The following is a 20,315-nucleotide window of genomic DNA, read 5'->3' on the forward strand; positions in this document are numbered from 1 at the left end:
TCAGCGGCCGCCTTGCTTCGGTGGCATGCATCCGGTCGCCGGGGGCGTGCCGGCGGGGAGGTAGTTCCTGGGCACGACCCCGCAGGCGTACGTGTCGAACCAGCGGCCGTTGCCCAGGGTGTTGCCGACGAGCCGGCTGTACGAGCCGGTCATGGCGAGCACCTTGTCCAGGCTCTTGCGGTTCTTCACGAGGACGGCGGTGACCCGGCCGAGGGAGGCCAGCGTCGGGCCCAGCTGCCGGTCGTTGTCCTCGACGAGTCCGGTGAGCTGGGTGCCGAGGTCGCGGGTGCCGGTGAGCAGCAGGTGGATGGCGTCGCGGCGGGCCTTGATCTCGCCGAGCAGCAGGTTCCCGTCCTCCAGGAGGGTCTCGAAGCTGCTCTTTTTCCCCGCAAGGGTTTTTGTGAGGCGTTTGCTGCCCTGGAGCAGGGTGGCGAGCTGGGCGTCGCGCTGGGACACCGTACGGGAAAGGGCGGAGAGCCCTTCGGCGGCGCTGCGGACGTGGGGCGGGGAGTCCTTGAAGGTGGCGGAGATCGTCTCGAAGCTCTTGGCGAGCTGCTCGGTGTCGATCTCCCCGATGGTCTCCCCCAGCCCGTCGAACGCCTGGGTGACGTCGTACGGGGAGGTCGTGCGGCTCGCGGTGATGCGGGAGCCGGGGTCCTGCGGGGCGTTGCCGAGCGGGTCGACGGCCAGGTATTTCTCGCCGAGGAGGGTCTTGATGGCGATGCCCACGGTGGAGGCGTTGCCGATCCAGGCGTCCTCGACCTTGAAGTCGACCTTCACCCGGGGGCCGTCGAGGGAGACCCCGGTGACCTCGCCGACCTTCACTCCGGCGACCCTCACCTCGTCACCGTCGGAGAGCCCGGCGGATTCGGTGAAGTCGGCGCTGTACGTGGTGCCGCCGCCGATGAAGGGCAGGGAGTCGGCGCGCCAGGCGGTGAGGGCGAGGAGGGTGAGGACGAGGAGTCCGACGAGGGCGACGGCGACCGGGTTGCGTTCCCGGATGGGGGTGAGGGTCATGCCAGGCACCTCGGCTGGGTGATGGCGATGCCGGTGGGGGGCGTGGAGCCGTCGTCGGTGGCCACCCCGCCGACCTTGGCCTCGCAGAGGTAGAGGTTGAGCCAGGACCCGTAGGAGGTGAGGCGGCTGATCGCCGCCATCTTGGCCGGGGTCTTGATCAGGAAGTTCTCGATCTGCGGAGTGTTCTTCCCCAACTGGTGGCTGAGCCGCCCCAGTTGGCGAATGTCGTCCTTGAGTGGCTTGCGGCCGTCCTGGAAGAGGTCCGCGGTGACCGTGGTCAGGGCGCCCATCGCCGTCACGGCCTCACCGAGCGGTCTGCGGTCGCCGGAGAAGCCGGAGACGAGCTTCTCCAGGGTGACGACGAGGTCGTCGAATCCGGCCTCCCGGTCGTTGACCGTCTTGAGGACCGTGTTGAGGTTCTTGATCACCTCACCGATCACCTTGTCCTTGGCGGCGACGGTGGTGGTGAGCGAGCCGACGTGGCGCAGGATGGAGTCGACGGTGCCGCCCTCGCCCTGGAGGACCTGGACGATGGAGCCGGCGAGCTGGTTGACGTCGGGCGGGGACAGCCCCTCGAACAGGGGCTGGAAGCCGTTGAAGAGCTGGGTGAGGTCGAGCGCCGGAGTGGTGCGGGAGAGCGGGATGGTGGCCCCGGCGGCGAAGGTCCGGCCGACCGGTCCGGCGCCCCGGTCCAGGTCCACATAGCGCTGGCCGACCATGTTGAGGTACTTGATGGACGCCGTCACCGAGGCGGGGAGCGTACGCCCCCTGCGTACGCCGAAGGTGACCTCGGCGACCCTGCGGTCGGCGACCCGCACGGACTCGACCTGGCCGACCTTCACCCCGGCGATGCGGACGCTGTCGCCGGGGATGAGCCCGGTGGCGTCGGTGAACCGCGCCTTGTACGTCGTGGTGTCGCCCACGCCCGTGTTGGCGATGGAGAGCCCTAGGACGGTGGTGGCGAGGACCGTCACCAGGACGAAGACTAGGGACTTGGTGAGCGGTCCCGCGAGGGAGCGGCGTTTCACTTGAGCTTCACCTCCGCACCGCGGAAGGCCGGACCGATGAGCACGCTGCTCCAGTCGGGCAGGGTCTGCGGCTGGACTTTCAGTGAGGGGGCGACCAGCTCGTTGACGAGCTGGGACTCCTGGGGCGAGTTGGGCAGGCCGAGCGCGGTGTCCTGGGCGGTGGGGGCCGGAGCGGTGACGTCGGCGGCGCGGCGGGTGTCGGCGGTCGGGGCGCCCTTGCCGACGTACGGCACCGAGTAGCAGCGGGGGCCGCCGGTGGCGTCGTAGACCGGGGTGTCCTTGCCGGGGACGTACTTCCCCTTGGCGGGCACGGACTTGACCGTGACGTGCAGCCCCGGCTCATTGGTCCCCTTGCCGAGCGCCTTGTCCATGGCGGGCACGAACCCGGCGACCGTGCGCAGCGTGCAGGGGAACGAGTCGGCGTACTTCGCGAGGAGTTCGAGCGTCGGCCGGCCGGAGGAGGAGAGCCGGATGAGGTTGTCCTTGTTCTCCCGCAGGAAGGAGGTGACATCGCGCGCGGAGGCGGTGGTGGTGCCGTACAACGCGGCGAGCTGCGCCTCCTGTTCGGCGATGGTGGAGCTCGTGGTGGTGGCGTCGGTGAGGGCGTCGAGCACGTCCGGGGCCGCGTCCGCGTAGAGCGTGCTGACCTTGACGAGCTGCTTGATGTCCTCGTTGAGCGTGGGGAGTTGGGGGTTGAACTTCTTCAGGTGGGCGTCCAGCGTGGTCAGCGTCTCGCCGAGCTTCTCGCCGCGTCCTTCGAGCGCCTGGGAGACGGCGCCCAGGGTGGCGGAGAGCTTCTCGGGCCTCACGGCGGTCAGCAGCGGCAGGACGTTGCCCAGCACCTCTTCGAGTTCGATGGCGTTGCTGGAGCGGTCCTGCGGGATCACCGCTCCGGCGCTCAGGGTCCGCGCGGAGGGGATGCGGGGCGGGACGAGAGCGACGAACCGCTGGCCGAAGAGGGTGGTGGGCAGCATCTGCGCGGTGACGTCGGCGGGGATGTGCTCCAGCTCGTCCGGGTCGATGGCCAGGGTGAGGCGGGCCCCTTCGCCGTCGGTGGCGATGGAGCGGACCTGCCCGATGACGACTCCGCGCAGCTTCACATCCGCGTTGTCGTGCATCTCGTTGCCGACCGCGCCCGTCTGCACGGTGACGGTGGCGTCGTCGGTGAAGTCCTTGTCGTACACCGAGACCGAGACCCACACCAGGACGGCGGGGACCAGGAGGAAGGCGACTCCGGCGGCTCTGCGGCGGACGGTTCGTGCGGTGCGTGGACTCATCAGCCGGCCACCTTCACCGTCGTCGTGGCGCCCCAGATGGCGAGCGAGAGGAAGAAGTCGGTGACGCTGATGATGACGATCGCGTTGCGCACCGACCGGCCGACGGCCACGCCCACTCCGGCGGGGCCGCCGGTGGCGTGGAAGCCGTAGTAGCAGTGGGCGAGGATCACCAGCACGCTGAAGATCAGCACTTTGAGCACCGACAGCAGCACGTCGGTCGGGGAGAGGAAGAGATTGAAGTAGTGGTCGTAGGTGCCCGCCGACTGCCCGTTGAAGAAGATGGTGATGTAGCGGGAGGCGAGGTACGAGGAGAGCAGCCCGATCGCGTACAGCGGGATGATCGCGACGACCCCGGCGATGATCCGCGTGGTGACGAGGTAGGGCATGGACCGCACGCCCATCGCTTCGAGGGCGTCGACCTCCTCGTTGATCCGCATCGCGCCGAGCTGGGCGGTGAAGCCGGCGCCGACGGTGGCGGAGAGGGCGAGCCCGGCGACCAGGGGCGCGATCTCCCGGGTGTTGAAGTAGGCGGAGATGAACCCGGTGAACGCCGAGGTGCCGATCTGGTCGAGGGCCGCGTACCCCTGGAGTCCGACGACCGTGCCGGTGAAGAGGGTCATAGCGACCATCACGCCGATGGTGCCGCCGATGACACCGAGGCCGCCGCTGCCGAAGGCGACCTCGGCCAGCAGCCGCTGCACCTCCCTGAGGTAGCGGCGCAGGGTGCGTGGGATCCAGACCAGTGCCCTTACGTAGAAGGTGAGTTGGTCACCGGACCGGTCGAGCCAGCTGAGCATCGCCATCTTCCTCAGCCCCCCTTCGCGGGGACGATCTGGAGGTAGATCGCCGTGAGGACCATGTTGACGAAGAACAGCAGCATGAAGGTGATGACGACGGACTGGTTGACCGCGTCGCCGACGCCCTTGGGGCCGCCGCGCGGGTTCAGGCCGCGGTGGGCGGCGACGATGCCCGCGATGAAGCCGAAGATGAGGGCCTTCAACTCGCTGACGTACAGGTCGGGCAGCTGGGCGAGTGCGGAGAAGCTCGCGAGGTAGGCGCCCGGGGTGCCGTCCTGCATGATCACGTTGAAGAAGTAGCCGCCGAGGGTGCCGACCACGGAGATCAGGCCGTTCAGCAGGACGGCGACGAGCATGGTGGCCAGGACGCGGGGGACGACGAGGCGCTGGATGGGCGAGACGCCCATGACCTCCATCGCGTCGAGCTCCTCGCGGATCTTGCGGGATCCGAGGTCGGCGCAGATCGCGGAGCCCGCGGCGCCGGAGATGAGCAGCGCCACGATGATGGGGCTGGCCTGCTGGATCACCGCGAGGACGCTGGCGCCGCCGGTGAAGGACTGGGCGCCGAGCTGCTGGGTGAGGGAGCCGACCTGGAGGGCGATGACCGCGCCGAACGGGATGGAGACGAGGGCGGCGGGCAGGATCGTGACGCTGGCGACGAACCAGAACTGCTCGATGAACTCGCGTAACTGGAAGGGCCTGCGGAAGATGGCTCGGGCCACCGCGATGCCGAGCGCGAACAGCTTCCCGGTCTCCCGGAGCGGGGCGAGCAGCCGGCTGGGGCGCCGCTGTTCGGGGGCCTGGGATTCCACGGGCGGGCGGGCCGCCGGTGCGGGCCCTTCGGGCGGCTCGGGCGGTCGCACCGGCATCGGGGCGGTCACGCTCTCACACCCCCCGCGGCCGGGGCGTAGCTGTTGAGGATGGCCGTACGGGCGGCCTCCGGCAGTTGGCCCATCATCGCCATGACCCGCTCGCGGCGGCGCAGCGCCCCCTGGCGTACGGGCATCCCGGGCGAGGGCTCCAGCTGCGGGACGACGGTCCGGGGTGCGGCGATCGTACGGGCTCCGCCGAGGGAGTCACTGAGCTGCTGTTCAGCGGCGAGGGTAGCCGCGTCCTTCTCCTCGGACATCCCGATGGGCCCCTCGCGGCGTCCGGCGAGGAACTGGGAGACGACCGGGGTGTCGCTGGTGAGCAGTACCTCGCGCGGGCCGAAGGTGACGAGGTTGCGGCAGAACAGCATCCCCATGTTGTCGGGGACGGTCGCCGCGATATCGAGGTTGTGGGTGACGATCAGCATCGTCGCGTCGATCTGCGCGTTGAGGTCGATGAGGAGCTGCGAGAGGTACGCGGTGCGCACCGGGTCGAGACCGGAGTCCGGTTCGTCGCAGAGGATGATCTGCGGGTCCAGGACGAGGGCGCGGGCGAGGCCGGCCCGCTTGCGCATGCCGCCCGATATCTCGCCCGGGAGCTTCCCCTCGGCGCCGAGCAGTCCGACGATGTCGATCCGCTCCATGACGATCCGGCGGATCTCGGATTCCTTCTTGCGGGTGTGCTCACGCAGCGGGAAGGCGATGTTGTCGAAGAGGGACATCGAGCCGAAGAGGGCCCCGTCCTGGAACATGAGGCCGAAGAGCTTCCGCGTCTCCATGATGTCGCGCTCGGAGCTGTTCACCATGTCGACGCCGTTGATGAGGACGCGTCCCTGTTCGGGCTTGAGCAGTCCGATGATGGATTTCAGGAACACGGTCTTTCCGGTACCGGAAGGACCGAGCATGACACTCACTTCACCGGCGGGCAGGGTGAGGCTGACGTCCTGCCAGATGTTCTGCTTGCCGAAGGACTTCGTCAGGCCCTCGACGACTACTTCGATGCCCATCGGCCCTCCTTCGAAGTGGTGGTGACTTTGGTCATCTGTCAGCGCTCCGGCTGTCGGAAAACAAGCAGGTACGGAAGGGTTTCGGGCCGCTCACCCGGGACGCTACGGCTCGGTAACCTGACTTCGCAATACTGGATACAGAACTTTCTGCGGCGTGATCGCGGCGTCCGGATTACTTGTTTCCGAGTGAGTGATCGGCGCGCCAAACCTGTTAATTGATGATGAGTTCCGGCGCGGTGGCCGGTGTCTTTGCGTAGCAGTGGCCGGTGTCTTTGCGTACCAAGGAGCCCTCCCGGTCGGGCGACGACCGGAAGGGCTGCGGGGGCCGGTTCACCTCACCGCCGACGCGGTCACCGCTCGGGCTTCGGCACCTTCGGCGGGCAGTCCGGGCCCTCGGGGTTGGTCGCCACGCAGAGCGGCGCCTGCGTCATCTTGGTGTAGTTGTCGGCCTTCTTGCCGACGCTGGAGATGGCCGAGGTGAAGAGCGGGTCGAGGTCCTCGCCGACCCCGCACCCCTTGAACGGCGGGATGTGCGCGTAGCCGGTGAGATTTCCGCCGTACGCGACGAGATAGCCGGCCGGCGGATAGCTCTGGCCGTACCCCTTCAGGACCTGCTCGAAGGGCCGTTCGGTGCGGCAGTCGGGGCCCACGTCCAGGGGTACGCCGTTCACCTTCACGTCGTACAGGCGCATGGAGAGCTGGGCGGTGACCGTCGATTCCTCGGGGTAGGTCGGGGTGTTGGTGACCGTGTGGGTCTGGACGACGGCCGGTGGCCCCACCTGTTCCAGCACCATCGTGGCGGTGGTCGGCATGAACCCGTAGCTGAGGAAGGTCGCCTTCGTCGGCGGGAGCTGCCGTTTCCCCTGGTACTCGAACTCCACCTCGGAGGTGACGTCGACGGTCGAGGCGCAGGAGTCGTTGATGTACCGCTTGTTCAGGACCACCTTCATGAACGCGGGCCCGAGCCCTGCTGCCCCGTCCAGCTTCACGGCGTTGGCGTACCCGGCGGCGTACGTCTCCGCGGTGGTCATCACCCACTCGGGCGGGATCTCGATCGGGCAGCTTCCGGGGTCCTCGTCGTCGAGGGCTTCGAGCCGCGCCTCGGTGAGGTCGTCGATCTTCCGGTGGGCGTCCGGGTCGAGGCCGGGGGCCGGCCGGGCGGGCTTCGCGGGAGGTTCCGAGGTGCCTTCCCCGGGGGCGGGGCCGCCAGGCGAAGGGGCCGTCGGGCCGGCGCTGTCGCGGACGGTGATGCGGGCGAGCGGGCGTTCCTCGTCGTCGGCGGGCTCACAGGCGACGGTGAGCTCCGGGGGCGAGGTGGGGGTGCCGTCCTGGGTGAAGGAGGCGAAGGTGAGGCCCAGCCCGGCGGGAGTGATGGTGGCACGGCCGGGGCTGCCGAACGCGACGGTGGGGACGTCTCCGGTGGCGGTCAGCACCACGCCACCGCCGCTTTCCCCTGCGCCTTGGCCGTCGCCTTCGCCTTGGCTGTCTCCCTGCTCTTCGTCCTCGGCAGGCAGGTCGACCGCGGGGGCTTCGAGCTGCTGCCACGAGGCGTCGGCGGCGTGGTCGCCGACGGAGTTGCGTACGGTCAGCTCGGCGACGGCCGACAGGCTGGTCGCCTCCAGCGCGGTGAACCGGACGAGCGCCGACCGCTCCAGGCTCACTTCGACGGAGATGTCAGCGGGGCGGATCACCTCCCCCGCCCCGGCCGAGACGGGCAGTACCGCCTTGATCGTGACGTCCGCCTTCTCCGCGCCGGAGGGAAATTGGCACGTATAGGGGATGGTGACCTCGGACGTCTGATCGGCCGCCACCGATTCGGCGCTCGGAATGAGCGCGGTGGCGACGACGAGCGCCCCGCCCACGGCCAGATGGAGCGGTCGTCTCGCCGCGACGCGTGCATCGACGGTCATACGGATGGTGTCCTTCCGGCGCGCGCGGGCCCATCGGTTCGATGGCTGCGAAATGGGGTCCACTTCTCGGCAACGGCCTTTCGGGCGGACTCGGAATGATCCTCCTACCGACCGGTACGCTACGCACACCATCGGGCACCTGGGAAGAGCCGGGAATTCCGCCGTGTCACGGGAGCAAGGTTTTTGGCACGCGATGACAATTCCGCCCTGCGGAGTTGTCATCGCGTGAGTGGAGAAAAGCGGTGGTGCCCGGCCGCCGAGGGCGCACGGCCGGGCACCACGCTCATCTGTCGCTCATCACCGGCTTGGATCAGCCGCTGATGACCGGGGACTTGCCGGTGGCCGTGTTCTTGATGGTGTACATGCCCTGGAAGCTGGCGGTGGTGCCGACGATGCCGCAGCCGCCGCCGACCTTGTTGGCGATGGCCAGCGTGAGACCGCCGCCCGCCGTGTTGAGCGTGCCGTTGCTCCCGCCGGTGCTCGGGTTGTTGTACTTGGCCGCCACCTTGCCGGTGACGTCGAAGGTGCAGGGGCCCAGCAGGCTGCTCCCGGTCACCTTCGCCTTGATCGCCCGGATCTCACCGGTCACCTGGCCGGTGGAGTTGGTGCCGGCGCCCGCCGTGTAGTCGAGACCCCAGATCTGCCACGGAGGCGTGGTGGTCACGGTCCACGTCGAGCTGAACGGCCCGGTGCACGGCGAGTTGAACGAGATCGCCGAGATGGACGCGAGCTGTGCCGGGCTGCCGGCCACCGGGGAGGTGGGGGCGGAGCCCGACGCCGCGGAGGTCGCACACTGGATCTTGTTGCCGTTGTTGTCGGTCAGGACGGTCACGCCGGCGCTGCCGGTGAAGGCGCCGGTCGGCGTGATGGTCCAGCTGGTCGGCGCGGCGACGGCCGACGGAACGGCCAGGGCGACGGATGCCACAGCGGCACCGATCGCGGTCAGTACACCGGATCGCTTGATCATGGAATTACTCCCTTTTCTTGTCCCGTTGGGGATACGAGTGGACGTGCGCGCCGGGAATCCGGGCGGCACGCTTCGAACTGGACCGGAGAAGGCGCGGCTCGTTCCGGTTCGCCTTCTGTCAGGAGCGGTCAGGCGGCTGTCGCACCACCTCCTTCTTCCGGTTCCGCAATGCCCTCGGGGGGTTCGGGGGCATCGGCCGCTACCGCACCGCGGAGTGCCAGAATTCGGACAGCTTCCTGCCCTCGTTCGGCGCCAGGCCGGCCGGGTCGTAGGGGCTGCCGAAATAGGTCGAGGTGTCGTTGAGCTTCACGCTGTTCTTCCCGGCGGCGGACGGGAGACCGGTCTTGAGGTTGACCGCCCAGTCCAGGAGTCCGGCTCCGCAACCGCTCGCCCCCGGGACGGCGAACGTGGCATCGCCCTGGTCGGCGCCGGCGAAGGTGTACCGGCCCATCTCCCCTTCGTCGTCGTCGCGGGTTCCGTCGGCCGCGAACCGCTGGAGCGAGAGGCTCGGGGCGTTCAGATTCTGCGGCTTGAGGAGCACGGGATTGGCGGTGGTGCCGATGTAGCACTTGTCACCGAGGAACGGGTTCCTGAGATGGATGCGGACCGGAATGGTGAGAATGGGCTCACCGGTGGAGAAGGCCGCCACCATATTGAAGTCTCTCGGCGCACCCGCGGGTTCGATGGTGGCCGTGATCCGGTTGAGGTTGTTGTCCGTCAACTGGCGGCAGATGGCGGTGACGAAGGGAATTGCGCTGGGGCACATCAGCCCGAGCAGCCCGCCGGGAACGACGGCCGGGTCGGCGGTGAGCGCTCCCTCGGGGGGTGCCACCAGCGTGCTGGTGCCGTTGTTGTGCTGGATGACACCGAGCTGCAGATCGCTGTTGCCGGTGGGAACCACACTCTTGCCGAGCGTGATGGAGCCGGTGACCGAACTCGAAGAGATGCAGGTGGCGATATCGGTGATGCCGTCCGCCGCGAGCATGGCGGGCGCGTCCACCGGGCAGCGGTCGAACGGCGCCCAGTCGCCGTTGAGCTCGGTCGCCGCGGCGGCCGAGCCGGTGGAGAGCACGGCGCTGAACGCCGTGAATGCCGCGAGCAGCCCTATACGGGTGCGGTTGGAAACGGATCTCATGTCGTCCCCTCTTGTGGCCGCCGGGTTGCGGCCTCGTGCGCGAAGTTGACCGGTTCTCCGACGCATGCCCGCACCGCGGCACAGACGCCGGCAGTGGTGGAGCCGCGGGGTGGACCCGGGGGAGGAAGATCTGAGCGTCAAATTTCGGGCAGATTTCATGTCCGAATTGAACGAAGCGTGATGTTACTCGCGGGAAACACAGCGACACAATCCGTCCGTACAAGAATTTTTGCGCGGCCCTGTTTTTGATCCGTAAATGAGTAACCGCGGGTCACCCCTTTATCAAGGAATGCGCATCCGAAGGCTCCGGAATACGGGCCGGCTGCCGCAACCCGGCCTCCCGCGTCCACCGGGAACGCCCTCCGGCCTGGGTCCGCACCCTTGTCACCGCCGGAGCAGGCGGCCGAAATTCATTGTCCGAAAGCGCGTAGTACCGCCCGACCTGCACGGAAGTCCCGCCGCACGGACACGATGCGTGCCCCCTGCACTCCGATCTTGTCCAAGTGGTGTGCAGTGCCTGTTCCGTGGTCTATCTTCGTCGCGGACTTGGTCCGCACCTGTCGGTTCGTGGGAGCGCTTTCCCCCACCGTCTCACCCCACCACCGGGCGCCGAGAGCAGAGGGGACATGGCATGGCACACCTCATACAGCCGTTGGACACCGATGACCCCCTGGGGCCGCTCCCCCAGGAATTCGCCGCGATCATGCGGCCCGAACTCCCCAGTCTCATCAAGGAAATCGGTGTGGAGGTCACCCGCGCCTATCCGGAATACGCCCGGCTGCTGGACGGACCGAACGGCCAGGCCATCCGGGTCGGCGTGGAACAGAGCCTCTCCTCGTTCGTCGACCTGGTGGCCGAGCCCACCGCTCCCACCACGCTGCGGGACGACATGTGCCGGCGCTTCGGGCGGTTCGAGGCGTACGAGGGCCGGACGATGGACACCCTCCAGGGCGCCTACCGGCTCGGCGCGCGGGTGGCGCTGCGGCGGGCGAAGAAGGTGGGGCAGAGCTACCACCTCTCTCCCACCCTGATGCTCAGCTTCGCCGACGCGCTCTTCGCCTATGTCGACGAGCTGGAATCGCTCTCCCGCGAGGGCTTCCTGGAGGTCCAGTCGCAGTCCGGGGAGCAGAGCGAGGCGCTGCGCCGCCGTCTGCTCCATCTCATCCTCGCCGGGCGGCCCGCCCCCCGCAGCGCCATCGCCGACCTGTGCGAACAGACCGGCTGGGCACTGCCCGACGAGGTCACCCTGGTCGCCGTACGTGCCCCGGCCGGTCTGGACCGGCTCAGCGCGGACCGGGACATCCTCCTCGATCTCAGCGACCCGCAGCCGCACTTACTCATCCCCGGGCCCCTGGACACCGCGCGAAGATCCATGCTGGAGCAGGCCCTGCCGGCCAGCCACGCGGCGATCGGACTCACCGTCCCGACCGCCCAGGCCTGCGACTCGATCCGCTGGGCCCGCCGGGTGCTGGAGCTCGTCGACGCCGGCGTGATCGACGACGCCCCGCTGATCCGCTGCGAGGACCACCTCATCACCCTGTGGCTGCTCTCCGACCCCGCCCTGCTGGACCAGCTCGCCCAGCGGGAACTGGCCGCCGTGGCGGGGATCAGCGCCACCCGCCGCGAGCGGCTGATCGAGACGCTGCGGATCTGGCTCGACACCCGGGGCACGGCGGCCCAGATGGGCGAACTGCTCGATGTGCACCCACAGACCGTGCGCTACCGCATGCGCAGCCTGGAGACCATTTTCGGTGATCAACTCGTCGACCCGGAGAGCCGTTTCGCAACCGAGGCCGTGCTGCGCGCGCTGCGGTTGCGCGCCCGCTCGGCCGGCACATCCCCCTGATCCGGATCACGTTCGGCGCGACAGGTCAACTTACCCGCGCGTAAGGCGAAATAGACGGTCAGTCCCAAACGGTTGCGACACGGAGACGTATCCGACGAGAAATCCGGAACCGCGTCCCGTACACAGGGAGGAGTCTGCCGCTCATCCGGCGGCAGCACTCACGTACCGCCTCCTGGCCAACCATCCGAGAGGGAACACCCCATGACCGCCTCGCACCTCCTCGTCCCCGTGCCGATCCCGGACCGGGTCGCCGCGCTGATCGGCTCGTGCATCCCGCCGCACATCCTGGAGGCGGAGTTCGAGGCCGACTGCGCGGCCCGTGAGGTCCGCAGGTTCCGGGGACCCCGGCTGGGCATCGAGGACCAGGCGGACCGCGAGCAGGCCCTGTCCGAACTGGCCCGCGCCAACAAGATCCTGGCCGCTCACCACCCCCGGCTGGCGGTGGGTCCCGGCTCGTTCTCCTGACCTGACGCGGGGGCACCGGACCGCTCGGTGTCGGAGCCGGGCCCGGCGGGGGCCCGGGCGGGGCCGTCAGGGATAGTGATCCTCCCTCCCCGACCACACCGGAGATCCCCATGTCCCCCGTGCTCCTCACCGGCAGCGAAGGCCACCGCCTCTCCCTCCTCCTCGTCACCGATCTCGCCTACGAGGCCCGCGGGCGCCGCTACTGCGACGAGGACATCTTCCTGGCCTCCCGGCTGCGCGAGGAGTTCGACGTCGCGCTCTGCCACCCCCGGGACGCGGCCGCGCTGCTGGACCGCTTCGACATCGCCCTCGTACGCAACAGCGGGCCCGTCCTGCACTACCGGGAGGCGTACGACGCGTTCCGCGCTCGCGCCCTGGAGCTGCGGGTGCCGGTCTGCAACCCGCTGGACGGGCGCGGGGACATGGCGGGCAAGGAGTATCTGGTGGAGCTGAGCCGGGACGGGTTTCCGGTGATCCCGACGGTGGACCGGGCGGCGGATCTGGGGCTGCTGCCGGAGGCCCGGGAGTACGCGGTCAAGCCGAAGCTGGGGGCGGACTCGGTCGGGCTGCGGTTCGTCGCGGGGGCGGGGATCGGGGCGGAGCTGGGGCGGGAGGACGAGGGGGCCCTGCTGGTACAGCCGAGGATCGACTTCCGGTACGAGGTGTCCTTCTACTTCGTCGACCACGACTTCCAGTACGCGCTGTACGCGCCGGACCCGGAGCGGCGGTGGGTGCTGGAGCCGTACGCGGCCGACGCGGCGGACCTGGCGTTCGCCCGGCGTTTCATCGAGTGGAACTCCCTCGCGCACGGCATCCAGCGGGTCGACGCCTGCCGGACGACGGAGGGCGAGCTGCTGCTCGTGGAGCTGGAGGACCTCAATCCGTTTCTCTCGCTGGACCGGGTGGACGAGGAGGTCAGGAAGGCGTTCGTCGTGCGGCTCAAGAGTTCGCTGGCCTCGCTGACCGGCTGACCCCCGTCCGGACTGCCCCCGCATGCGGGCGGCGGGGGGCGGTGTGAGGGTGCAGAGGTGACCACTGCCAGCGAGCAAGCCCCCGCCGCGCAGAGTTCCGCCGCGCCGCCGCCCCTCCTCGACCGGCGACGACGCAACATCGTCTTCGCCACCATCGTGCTCGGCATGCTGCTGGCGGCGCTGGACCAGACGATCGTGGGCACGGCCCTGCCGACGATCGTCTCGGAGCTGGGCGGCGCCGCGCATGTGTCGTGGGTGGTCACCTCCTATCTGCTCGCCGAGACGGTCGCCACCGTCCTGGTCGGCAAGTTCGGTGACCTGTTCGGACGGAAGCTGATCTTCCAGATTTCGGCGATCGTCTTCATCACCGGCTCGTTCCTCTGCGGTCTCGCCTCGGACATGCTGCTGCTGATCATCTGGCGCGGTATGCAGGGCATCGGCGCGGGCGGCCTCATGGTCACGTCGATGGCGCTGATCGCGGATGTGATCCCGCTGCGTGAGCGCGGCAAGTACCAGGGGGCGATCGGGGCGGTCTTCGGTATCTCGACGGTGATCGGGCCGCTGCTCGGCGGGCTGTTCACCGACCATCTGACCTGGCGCTGGGCGTTCTACGTCAATGTGCCGATCGCGATCGTGGTGGTGATCGCCGCCGCCCGCAACATCCCGTCGGTGAAGGCCGTCGGACGGCCGGTCATCGACTACACCGGCATCGCGCTCGTCGCCGTCGGGGCGAGCGCGCTGATCCTCGCGACGAGCTGGGGCGGGAACGAGTACGCCTGGGGCTCCCCCATGATCATCGGGCTGTTCGTCGCCGGGCTCGTCGCGCTTGCGCTGTTCCGCCGGGTGGAGACGCGGGCGAAGGAACCGATGCTGCCGATGCGACTCTTCCGGAACCCGGTGTTCACCGTCTGCTCGATCCTCAGCTTCATCGTCGGATTCGCGATGCTGGGCTCGATGATCTTCCTGCCGACCTATCTCCAGTACGTGGACGGGGACTCGGCGACGCTCTCGGGCGTGCGGACCCTGCCCCTGGTGGTGGGCCTGCTGGTCGCCTCCATCTTCAGCGGCAACGTGGTCAGCAAGACGGGCCGCTACCGCATCTTCCCCATCGTCGGGACGCTGGTCATGGCGGCCGGGCTGTTCCTCCTCTCCCGGATGGGGCCCGGCACCGGGGTCTGGGTGGAGTCGCTCTACATGGTGGTGCTGGGGCTAGGCATCGGGCTCGCGATGCAGGTGCTGACGATCGCCGTGCAGAACACCGTCGAGTACGCGGACCTGGGTACGGCGACCTCGGGCGTGACGTTCTTCCGTACGCTCGGCAGCGCCTTCGGCACGGCTGTCTTCGGGACGATCTACACCAACGCGCTGGGGCCCAACCTCGCCGACGGGATCGCCCAGGCCGTGGCCGCGGGCGGTGACCCGGCGGTCCTGGCCCGGGCCTCGCAGAGCCCGCAGGCCCTGCACGCGCTGCCCGCCGCCCAGGCGGAACCGCTGGCACAGGCGTACGCGCAGACGCTGCACACCGTGTTCCTCTGGACGGTTCCGGTGGCGCTGATCGGCTTCGTCGTCGCGCTGTTCCTGAAGGAGGTGAAGCTGCGGGACTCGGCCCGGCTCGCGTCGACGGACATGGGTGACGGCTTCGCCCAGCCCGGCAGCGGCGACTCAGAGAAGCTCCTGGAGATCGCGGTGGCCACGATCCTGCACAGCGCCGGCCCGGACACCGCCCGGCGGATCACCGCGGGGTCCGACACCCGGCTCGACATGGCGGGGGCCTGGGCGGTGATGCAGGTGGACCTCTTCACCCGGATGGTCGGCCACGCGGGCCTGAGACTGATCGCGGCCCGGCACCGCCTGCCACCGGAGGTCCTGGTACCGGTATTCGACCGGATGATCGAGGAGGGCTACCTCACCGGGGACGGCCGGATCTTCTCCCATACGGCGGCGGGGCGGCGCGAGGCGACGGTGATCTCCGACGCCTGGGGCCGCTGGCTCAACGAACGGCTGGCCGAGGACGGGGCCCCGCCCGACGACGGCCGGCTCCGGGGCGCCGTGGACACGATCGCGAAGCGGCTCCTGGCGGAGGACCTGGCCCAGGAGCTGTCGCCGGCGCCCCACCCGGGCGGTTCGACCCGGGTGGGGGCACCGGCCTGACTCCTCGGATCAGACGTGGTCCCAGGACCGGGGGCGGGTCTGCGCCTCCCACTCCGCACGGAGCAGGGAGAGGAGCGCGTTGTCGTGGCGGCGGCCCCGGTGCAGGCAGGAGGACCGGCGTACGCCCTCCTGCGTGAACCCCGCTCTCTTCAGGGTGGCGAGGGCGGCCGCGTTCCCGGTGTGGGTGAGGGCTTCGACTCGCTGCAGGGGCAGTTCACCGAAGGCCAGGTCGGTCAGGGCGGCGAGGGCGTCGGCGGCGTGGCCCTTGCCCCGGTGCTCCGGGGCGAGCAGGAGGTAGGCCTCGGCGGTGCCAGCGACGAAGTCCTCGTCGGTGAGGGCTATGTGGCCGATGGGGGTGTCGTCCGGGAGCAGGACGATGAAGTCGTCGCGGGTGCGGTCCTCGACGTAGGAGACGAGCCGTTCGCGGAGATCGTGGAGCGGGCCCGGCCAGATCCCGATCTCCTGGGCGGCGACCGGGTCGGCGCGCCAGTGCTGGAGCAGCTCGGCGTCTTCCGGCTCCATGGGGGTGAAGGCCACGTGCTCGCCGCGCCAGAATCGTTCCCGCGCGGCGTACGGCGCTTCGCTTTCGTCCTCGTTCATGCGCGGATCGTACGGGTCCTCCCGCCTTGGTGGGAAAGGGTTTTCAGTCCACAAAGACGGCCGTCGCGTAGACCCAGGCGCCCTCGTGGCGGACGAAGCGGCTGTGCTCGTGGAGGGAGTCCGGGCGCCCGTCGTCGGTGTAGTGGGCGCGGAAGGTGACGGTCCCCGTGATGTGGAAGGTGCTGCCCTCGGTGGTCGCCAGGATCTCCAGCCCGGTCCAGCGCATCGCGGGGTCGAAATCGACGCCCGGCGGCCGGGTCTCGGGGTGCCAGGTGCGCAGCAGGTACGCCGCGTCCCGGACGACGAAGGCCGCGTACCGGGAGCGCATCAGGGCCTCGCAGGTCGGGGCGGCGGCGCTGCCGGAGTGGAAGCGGCCGCAGCACTCCCCGTACGTCGCGGTGAGGCCGCAGGGGCAGGGTGAGGCGGGAGTGATGCGGGGGGCCTGCGGGGCGGCGGGCTGCCGGGGGCGGGATGTGCGTCGTGACATGGGTCCATTGTGACCCGGGGGCACGTGCACCCTGTGCCCCGTGCCCCGCGTACGCCCCGTCGCTCAGCGGTTCGGCTGCCCGCCTCAGCTCCCAGCTGCGAACCGGCGGCGGTACTCCGTGGGCGTCAGCCCCGTGCGGCGGCGGAGCTGGGTGCGCAGGTTGGTCGGCGTACCGAGGCCGCTGGTGCGGGCGATCACGTCCAGGCGATCCTCGCCGCGTTCCATGAGGCGGCAGGCGAGGGTGGTGCGCTGCTCGGTCAGCCAGGCCAGCGGGGTCGTGCCGAGCTGGGCCCGGAAGCGGCGGTGGAGGGTGGCGGGGCTGACGGCCGCGCGGGCGGCGAGGCCCGACACGTCCAGGCCCTCGGCCAGGTGTCCGGCGGCCCAGTCCAGGAGCGGGGCGAGCGAGGCGTCGGCGACCTCGGGCAGCGGGTGCTCGATGAACTGGCGCTGGCCGCCGTCCCGGTGCGCGGGGTGGACCAGTCTCCGGCTGACTGCCGCCGCGATCTCGGCCCCGTGGTCGGCGCGGACGAGGTGAAGGGCGGTGTCCAGGGCGGCGGCGCTGCCCGCCGCGGTGATCACCTGGCCGTCGTCGACGAAGAGGACGTCGGGCCGGAGGTCGACCTGCGGGTACCGGGCGGTGAAGGCCGAGGCCCAGCGCCAGTGCGTGGTGGCGCGCCTGCCGTCCAGGACGCCCGCGGCGGCGAGTGTGAACGTCCCCGTGCAGAAGCTGACCAGCCGGGCGCCCCGCGCGGCGGCCCGCCGGATCGCCGCCAGGACCTCCGGTCCGGGGTCCTCCAGCGGGTCGGGCCGGTTGGGGACGATGACGGTGTCGGCGCGGTCCACGGCGTCGAGCCCGGACACGTCGGAGAGCTGGAAGAAGCCCGCGTGCATCCGGACCGTGGGGGTGGGCGAGCAGAGCGTGAAGTCGTACCAGTCGACGGGCAGCTCGGGGCGGCGCAGGCCGAAGAGTTCGGTCGCCACGCCCATCTCGAAGGGGTTCGAGCCCGCCGAGACGATCATGACCACCCGGTGCGAGGATTCTTTCGCCATGTGCGATTCGTAGCACTCACGCACGCGTCGGTCCACTGGCGACCATGGGCACATGACCACGGACACGGCACGACCTGCCACCGAACCGATCCTGCTCGGCGACGCGCTGGGCTCCTTCGACGCGTTGTGGAGCCCGCGCATCCTGACCCGCGTCAACGACTACGACGTACGCGTCGCCAAGGTTCTCGGCGAGCACGTCTGGCATGTGCACGAGAACACGGACGAGTTCTTCCTGGTGGTGGAGGGGGTGCTGGACATCGCCCTGCGCGACGGGGAGGCCCCGGAGGACGAGCGGACCGTGACACTCCACCGCGGTGCGGTCTTCGTCGTGCCGAAAGGCACGTGGCACCGCCCGCGCTCGGCGGAAGGTGCCTCGCTGATGCTCTTCGAACCCTCGGGTACGTCGACGGTGGGCGACGCCCACGACCCCGTACCGGACCATGTGGACGCGACGACGGGCCACGCGCTCACCCGGTGAGGCGGGCCGTTCAGGGCTTGCGGGCGACTCCCGCGTAACCGGGGATCGGCTCGCCACCCGGTACGTCGATGACCTCGCCGAGCTCCGGACGCCAGTCGGCGGAGAGCGAGACGCCCGGGTCCACGAGTTCCAGGCCGTCGAAGAAGGCGGTCAGCTCGGCGCGCGAGCGGGGGCGCAGGGTCATCCCGCGCTCCTTGTACATGGCCCGGGCCTGCTCCGCGCCCTCCGGGTTGAAGTCGCCGGTGGTGTGCGAGAGCACCAGATAGCTGCCGGACGGGAGCTGCTCCACCAGCTTGTCGACGAGCTCGGCCGCGCCGTCCTCGTCGTCGATGAAGTGCAGCAGCGCCAGCAGGGAGAGCGCGATCGGCCGGTCGAAGTCCAGGACCTTCCCGGCCTCGGCCAGGATCGTCGCGGGCTTGCGCGCGTCTGCCTGGATGTACTCCGTGGCGCCCTCGGGCGTGGAGCGCAGCAGGGCCGCCGCGTGGGCGAGGACGATCGGGTCGTTGTCGCAGTACACGATCCGTGCGTCGCGCGCGGTCTGCTGGGCGACCTGGTGGAGGTTCGGCTCAGTGGGTATGCCGGTGCCGATGTCCAGGAACTGGCGCACCCCGTTCTCGGCGAGCCAGCGGGTGGCCCGGTGCATGAACGCCCGGTTGACCCGCGCCATGTCCCGGCCCCGGGCGTCCAGGGCGAGCAGCTGGCGCGCCATCTGTTCGTCGACCGGGTAGTTGTCCTTGCCGCCGAGGAACCAGTCGTACATCCGGGCGGGATGCGGCTTGCTGGTGTCGATCTCGGTGGTCTGGGGGTCTTGCCCGGTCATGGCGCACTCCATGGGTAGTGGTCCGAGGGCCGCCGATCAGCGGGCGATCGGCCGGCGGTCAGGGGAAGGAACAGAACGCTGGTACTGGCTGGGACGAGCCCAACTGCCCCGAGAGGCCGGGTCCTTCGGTGCGGGACAGGATAAGTGGTGGTGCGTCAGGTGAGAAGGAAATCCGCCTGGCCCGCCTTGGCACCCTGGATGAACGCGGCGATCTCGCCGTTGGAGTAGATGAGCGCGGGGCCGTCCGGATCGGCGGACTGGCGCACCGCGACCCGGCCGTCCTCCAGCTTCATGGCCTCGATGCAGTTGCCCCCGTTCCCGCCGCTCCAGGGCTTGTACCAGCCTTCGGAGCCGAGGTCGGCGGCCGGCATGCCGTTGTATATGTGGTTCATCACAGCTCCTTGCGGAAGTCCCGGAGGATTTCCTTCGTGCGTTGTGCAGTTGCGGCCTGAGCCGCCATGCGGTCCATGACTTCGAGGTACGAGGCCACCTCGGGGCGGGCGTCGAAGTAGACCGCTCCGGTGAGGTACTCGCTGAAGACCATGTCCGGAAGTTCGGGTACGGCGAACCGGAAGAGGACGAACGGCCCGTAGGTGCCCGGGTGGTGGCCGCTCGCGAACTCCGCGATCTGCAGGGTGACATGGGAGAGCTCGGTGGATTCGAGCAGCTTGTCGATCTGGGCGCGCATCGCCTGCGTGCTGCCCACCGGCCGCCGCAGGACGGTCTCGTCCATGATCACCCACAGTCGGGGGGCGTCGTCCTTGGCGAGCAGGGACTGGCGCTCCATGCGCAGGGCGACATGGCGTTCGATGTCCTCGGGCCGGGTCTGGCCGACGGCTCCGGTGCGCATCACGGAGCGCGCGTAGTCCTCGGTCTGGAGCAGTCCGGGGACGAAGTGCGGCTCGTACATGCGCAGCAGACTCGCGGCGCCCTCCAGGCTGACGTACATGCTGAACCAGTCGGGCAGGACGTCGTGGAACCGCTGCCACCAGCCGGGCTTGTTCGCCTCCTCGGCCAGTTCGACGAAGGCCTCGGCCTCGTCGTCGGCGATGCCGTACGCCTTCAGCAGCAGCTGGACGTAGGGGATCTTGAGGCCGACCTCGGCCGTCTCCATCCGTCGTATCGTCGCAGGAGCGACCCTGAGCACCTTCGCCGCCTGGTCCCGGGTCAGGCCGACGCGCTCCCGCAGATCCTGCAGGCGCTTGCCGAGCACGACCTGGCCCACGGTCGGGGCGGACCGCGGTTCGCTCACTTCAGACCTCCCCATGCGCTGTTTTGCGAGCAGTGTGCCACGCGTGCGCCCCCAACGACACAGCCACTCTGAAAATTTCAGAGTGCCCCTTGCCAAGTGTCCTCGGCAGGGGGAGAGTTGGCTGTCGAACCAGTTCGCTCAGTCATGACCGCTCCTCGCAACGCCGGGGAACGAAGCGTGACGCAGCC

The 20,315-nt window shown here is 69.6% G+C and carries 20 protein-coding genes; 5 read left to right on the top strand and 15 right to left on the bottom strand.

The window, feature by feature from the left end:
• The 9 genes from ACK8N7_RS04835 to ACK8N7_RS04875 all read right to left on the bottom strand — a co-directional run bounded on the left by ACK8N7_RS04835 (window position 1) and on the right by ACK8N7_RS04875 (window position 10,007).
• Window positions 1-1,017 (bottom strand): MCE family protein, encoded by a 1,017-nt coding sequence (locus ACK8N7_RS04835; protein ID WP_403210388.1) that lies wholly within the window; start codon window positions 1,015-1,017, stop codon window positions 1-3.
• A complete protein-coding gene (locus tag ACK8N7_RS04840) occupies window positions 1,014-2,045 on the bottom strand; it encodes an MCE family protein (protein ID WP_500441107.1) in 1,032 nt (343 codons plus the stop codon). Before ACK8N7_RS04840 ends, ACK8N7_RS04835 begins: the two co-directional genes overlap by 4 nt.
• The gene (locus ACK8N7_RS04845) at window positions 2,042-3,322 is read right to left on the bottom strand and encodes an MCE family protein (RefSeq protein WP_500441109.1); all 1,281 of its coding nucleotides are present in this window, start codon (window positions 3,320-3,322) and stop codon (window positions 2,042-2,044) included. The genes ACK8N7_RS04840 and ACK8N7_RS04845 overlap by 4 nt, the downstream gene beginning before the upstream one ends.
• Window positions 3,322-4,125 (bottom strand): MlaE family ABC transporter permease, encoded by an 804-nt coding sequence (locus ACK8N7_RS04850; protein ID WP_031123484.1) that lies wholly within the window; start codon window positions 4,123-4,125, stop codon window positions 3,322-3,324. The genes ACK8N7_RS04845 and ACK8N7_RS04850 overlap by 1 nt, the downstream gene beginning before the upstream one ends.
• A gap of 5 nt (window positions 4,126-4,130) precedes the next feature.
• Window positions 4,131-5,000 carry an MlaE family ABC transporter permease gene (locus ACK8N7_RS04855; RefSeq protein WP_403210382.1) on the bottom strand — a complete coding sequence of 290 codons (870 nt, stop codon included), beginning with the start codon at window positions 4,998-5,000 and terminating at the stop codon, window positions 4,131-4,133.
• Window positions 4,997-5,995 (bottom strand): ABC transporter ATP-binding protein, encoded by a 999-nt coding sequence (locus ACK8N7_RS04860; protein WP_403210380.1) that lies wholly within the window; start codon window positions 5,993-5,995, stop codon window positions 4,997-4,999. Before ACK8N7_RS04860 ends, ACK8N7_RS04855 begins: the two co-directional genes overlap by 4 nt.
• Window positions 5,996-6,345: 350 nt before the next feature.
• Window positions 6,346-7,905, bottom strand: a complete 1,560-nt coding sequence (locus tag ACK8N7_RS04865; protein ID WP_500441112.1) for a DUF6801 domain-containing protein — start codon at window positions 7,903-7,905, stop codon at window positions 6,346-6,348.
• Window positions 7,906-8,215: 310 nt separating this feature from the next.
• Window positions 8,216-8,872 carry a hypothetical protein gene (locus ACK8N7_RS04870; RefSeq protein ID WP_403210377.1) on the bottom strand — a complete coding sequence of 219 codons (657 nt, stop codon included), beginning with the start codon at window positions 8,870-8,872 and terminating at the stop codon, window positions 8,216-8,218.
• Window positions 8,873-9,071: 199 nt separating this feature from the next.
• Window positions 9,072-10,007, bottom strand: coding sequence for a hypothetical protein (locus ACK8N7_RS04875; RefSeq protein WP_403210375.1), 936 nt, complete (start codon window positions 10,005-10,007; stop codon window positions 9,072-9,074).
• 631 nt (window positions 10,008-10,638) lie between these two features.
• Between ACK8N7_RS04875 and ACK8N7_RS04880 the strand changes: the two genes are divergently transcribed.
• From ACK8N7_RS04880 to ACK8N7_RS04895, 4 genes are all read left to right on the top strand, one after another.
• A complete protein-coding gene (locus tag ACK8N7_RS04880) occupies window positions 10,639-11,853 on the top strand; it encodes a PucR-like N-terminal domain-containing protein (RefSeq protein WP_500441114.1) in 1,215 nt (404 codons plus the stop codon).
• 201 nt (window positions 11,854-12,054) lie between these two features.
• Entirely contained in the window at window positions 12,055-12,318 is a 264-nt protein-coding gene (locus tag ACK8N7_RS04885) for a hypothetical protein (protein WP_015612623.1), read from the top strand.
• Window positions 12,319-12,428: 110 nt separating this feature from the next.
• Window positions 12,429-13,289 (top strand): hypothetical protein, encoded by an 861-nt coding sequence (locus tag ACK8N7_RS04890; protein WP_500441116.1) that lies wholly within the window; start codon window positions 12,429-12,431, stop codon window positions 13,287-13,289.
• 57 nt (window positions 13,290-13,346) lie between these two features.
• Window positions 13,347-15,440, top strand: coding sequence for an MDR family MFS transporter (locus ACK8N7_RS04895; RefSeq protein WP_403210369.1), 2,094 nt, complete (start codon window positions 13,347-13,349; stop codon window positions 15,438-15,440).
• Window positions 15,441-15,449: 9 nt separating this feature from the next.
• Here the strand turns inward: ACK8N7_RS04895 and ACK8N7_RS04900 are convergent, their stop codons facing one another.
• From ACK8N7_RS04900 to ACK8N7_RS04910, 3 genes are all read right to left on the bottom strand, one after another.
• On the bottom strand, window positions 15,450-16,040 hold the full coding sequence (locus ACK8N7_RS04900) for a GNAT family N-acetyltransferase (RefSeq protein ID WP_403210367.1): 591 nt from the start codon (window positions 16,038-16,040) through the stop codon (window positions 15,450-15,452).
• 43 nt (window positions 16,041-16,083) lie between these two features.
• Window positions 16,084-16,527, bottom strand: coding sequence for a YchJ family protein (locus ACK8N7_RS04905; protein WP_500441119.1), 444 nt, complete (start codon window positions 16,525-16,527; stop codon window positions 16,084-16,086).
• A gap of 84 nt (window positions 16,528-16,611) precedes the next feature.
• Entirely contained in the window at window positions 16,612-17,577 is a 966-nt protein-coding gene (locus ACK8N7_RS04910; RefSeq protein ID WP_403210363.1) for a GlxA family transcriptional regulator, read from the bottom strand.
• Between the two features lie 52 nt (window positions 17,578-17,629).
• Between ACK8N7_RS04910 and ACK8N7_RS04915 the strand changes: the two genes are divergently transcribed.
• Window positions 17,630-18,055, top strand: coding sequence for a cupin domain-containing protein (locus tag ACK8N7_RS04915; protein WP_500441121.1), 426 nt, complete (start codon window positions 17,630-17,632; stop codon window positions 18,053-18,055).
• A 10-nt stretch (window positions 18,056-18,065) separates the two neighbouring features.
• Here the strand turns inward: ACK8N7_RS04915 and ACK8N7_RS04920 are convergent, their stop codons facing one another.
• The 3 genes from ACK8N7_RS04920 to ACK8N7_RS04930 all read right to left on the bottom strand — a co-directional run bounded on the left by ACK8N7_RS04920 (window position 18,066) and on the right by ACK8N7_RS04930 (window position 20,127).
• Window positions 18,066-18,875, bottom strand: coding sequence for an SAM-dependent methyltransferase (locus tag ACK8N7_RS04920; RefSeq protein ID WP_403210359.1), 810 nt, complete (start codon window positions 18,873-18,875; stop codon window positions 18,066-18,068).
• Between the two features lie 155 nt (window positions 18,876-19,030).
• Complete coding sequence (locus tag ACK8N7_RS04925; RefSeq protein ID WP_019765343.1) at window positions 19,031-19,267, bottom strand: DUF397 domain-containing protein; 237 nt, start codon at window positions 19,265-19,267, stop codon at window positions 19,031-19,033.
• On the bottom strand, window positions 19,267-20,127 hold the full coding sequence (locus ACK8N7_RS04930; protein WP_403210357.1) for a Sco1979 family transcriptional regulator: 861 nt from the start codon (window positions 20,125-20,127) through the stop codon (window positions 19,267-19,269). The genes ACK8N7_RS04925 and ACK8N7_RS04930 overlap by 1 nt, the downstream gene beginning before the upstream one ends.
• Window positions 20,128-20,315: the final 188 nt, after the last annotated feature.

This window comes from Streptomyces griseobrunneus, assembly GCF_046713465.1.
Classification (GTDB): Bacteria; Actinomycetota; Actinomycetes; order Streptomycetales; family Streptomycetaceae; genus Streptomyces; species Streptomyces microflavus.

What these genes read in the sequence shown, in the direction of transcription:
- ACK8N7_RS04835 (WP_403210388.1), bottom strand. Translation starts at nt 1,017, where the DNA reads ATGACCCTCACCCCCATCCGGGAACGCAACCCGGTCGCCGTCGCCCTC.
- ACK8N7_RS04845 (WP_500441109.1), bottom strand. Translation starts at nt 3,322, where the DNA reads ATGAGTCCACGCACCGCACGAACCGTCCGCCGCAGAGCCGCCGGAGTC.
- ACK8N7_RS04850 (WP_031123484.1), bottom strand. Translation starts at nt 4,125, where the DNA reads ATGGCGATGCTCAGCTGGCTCGACCGGTCCGGTGACCAACTCACCTTC.
- ACK8N7_RS04860 (WP_403210380.1), bottom strand. Translation starts at nt 5,995, where the DNA reads ATGGGCATCGAAGTAGTCGTCGAGGGCCTGACGAAGTCCTTCGGCAAG.
- ACK8N7_RS04865 (WP_500441112.1), bottom strand. Translation starts at nt 7,905, where the DNA reads ATGACCGTCGATGCACGCGTCGCGGCGAGACGACCGCTCCATCTGGCC.
- ACK8N7_RS04870 (WP_403210377.1), bottom strand. Translation starts at nt 8,872, where the DNA reads ATGATCAAGCGATCCGGTGTACTGACCGCGATCGGTGCCGCTGTGGCA.
- ACK8N7_RS04875 (WP_403210375.1), bottom strand. Translation starts at nt 10,007, where the DNA reads ATGAGATCCGTTTCCAACCGCACCCGTATAGGGCTGCTCGCGGCATTC.
- ACK8N7_RS04880 (WP_500441114.1), top strand. Translation starts at nt 10,639, where the DNA reads ATGGCACACCTCATACAGCCGTTGGACACCGATGACCCCCTGGGGCCG.
- ACK8N7_RS04885 (WP_015612623.1), top strand. Translation starts at nt 12,055, where the DNA reads ATGACCGCCTCGCACCTCCTCGTCCCCGTGCCGATCCCGGACCGGGTC.
- ACK8N7_RS04890 (WP_500441116.1), top strand. Translation starts at nt 12,429, where the DNA reads ATGTCCCCCGTGCTCCTCACCGGCAGCGAAGGCCACCGCCTCTCCCTC.
- ACK8N7_RS04900 (WP_403210367.1), bottom strand. Translation starts at nt 16,040, where the DNA reads ATGAACGAGGACGAAAGCGAAGCGCCGTACGCCGCGCGGGAACGATTC.
- ACK8N7_RS04905 (WP_500441119.1), bottom strand. Translation starts at nt 16,527, where the DNA reads ATGTCACGACGCACATCCCGCCCCCGGCAGCCCGCCGCCCCGCAGGCC.
- ACK8N7_RS04910 (WP_403210363.1), bottom strand. Translation starts at nt 17,577, where the DNA reads ATGGCGAAAGAATCCTCGCACCGGGTGGTCATGATCGTCTCGGCGGGC.
- ACK8N7_RS04915 (WP_500441121.1), top strand. Translation starts at nt 17,630, where the DNA reads ATGACCACGGACACGGCACGACCTGCCACCGAACCGATCCTGCTCGGC.
- ACK8N7_RS04920 (WP_403210359.1), bottom strand. Translation starts at nt 18,875, where the DNA reads ATGACCGGGCAAGACCCCCAGACCACCGAGATCGACACCAGCAAGCCG.
- ACK8N7_RS04925 (WP_019765343.1), bottom strand. Translation starts at nt 19,267, where the DNA reads ATGAACCACATATACAACGGCATGCCGGCCGCCGACCTCGGCTCCGAA.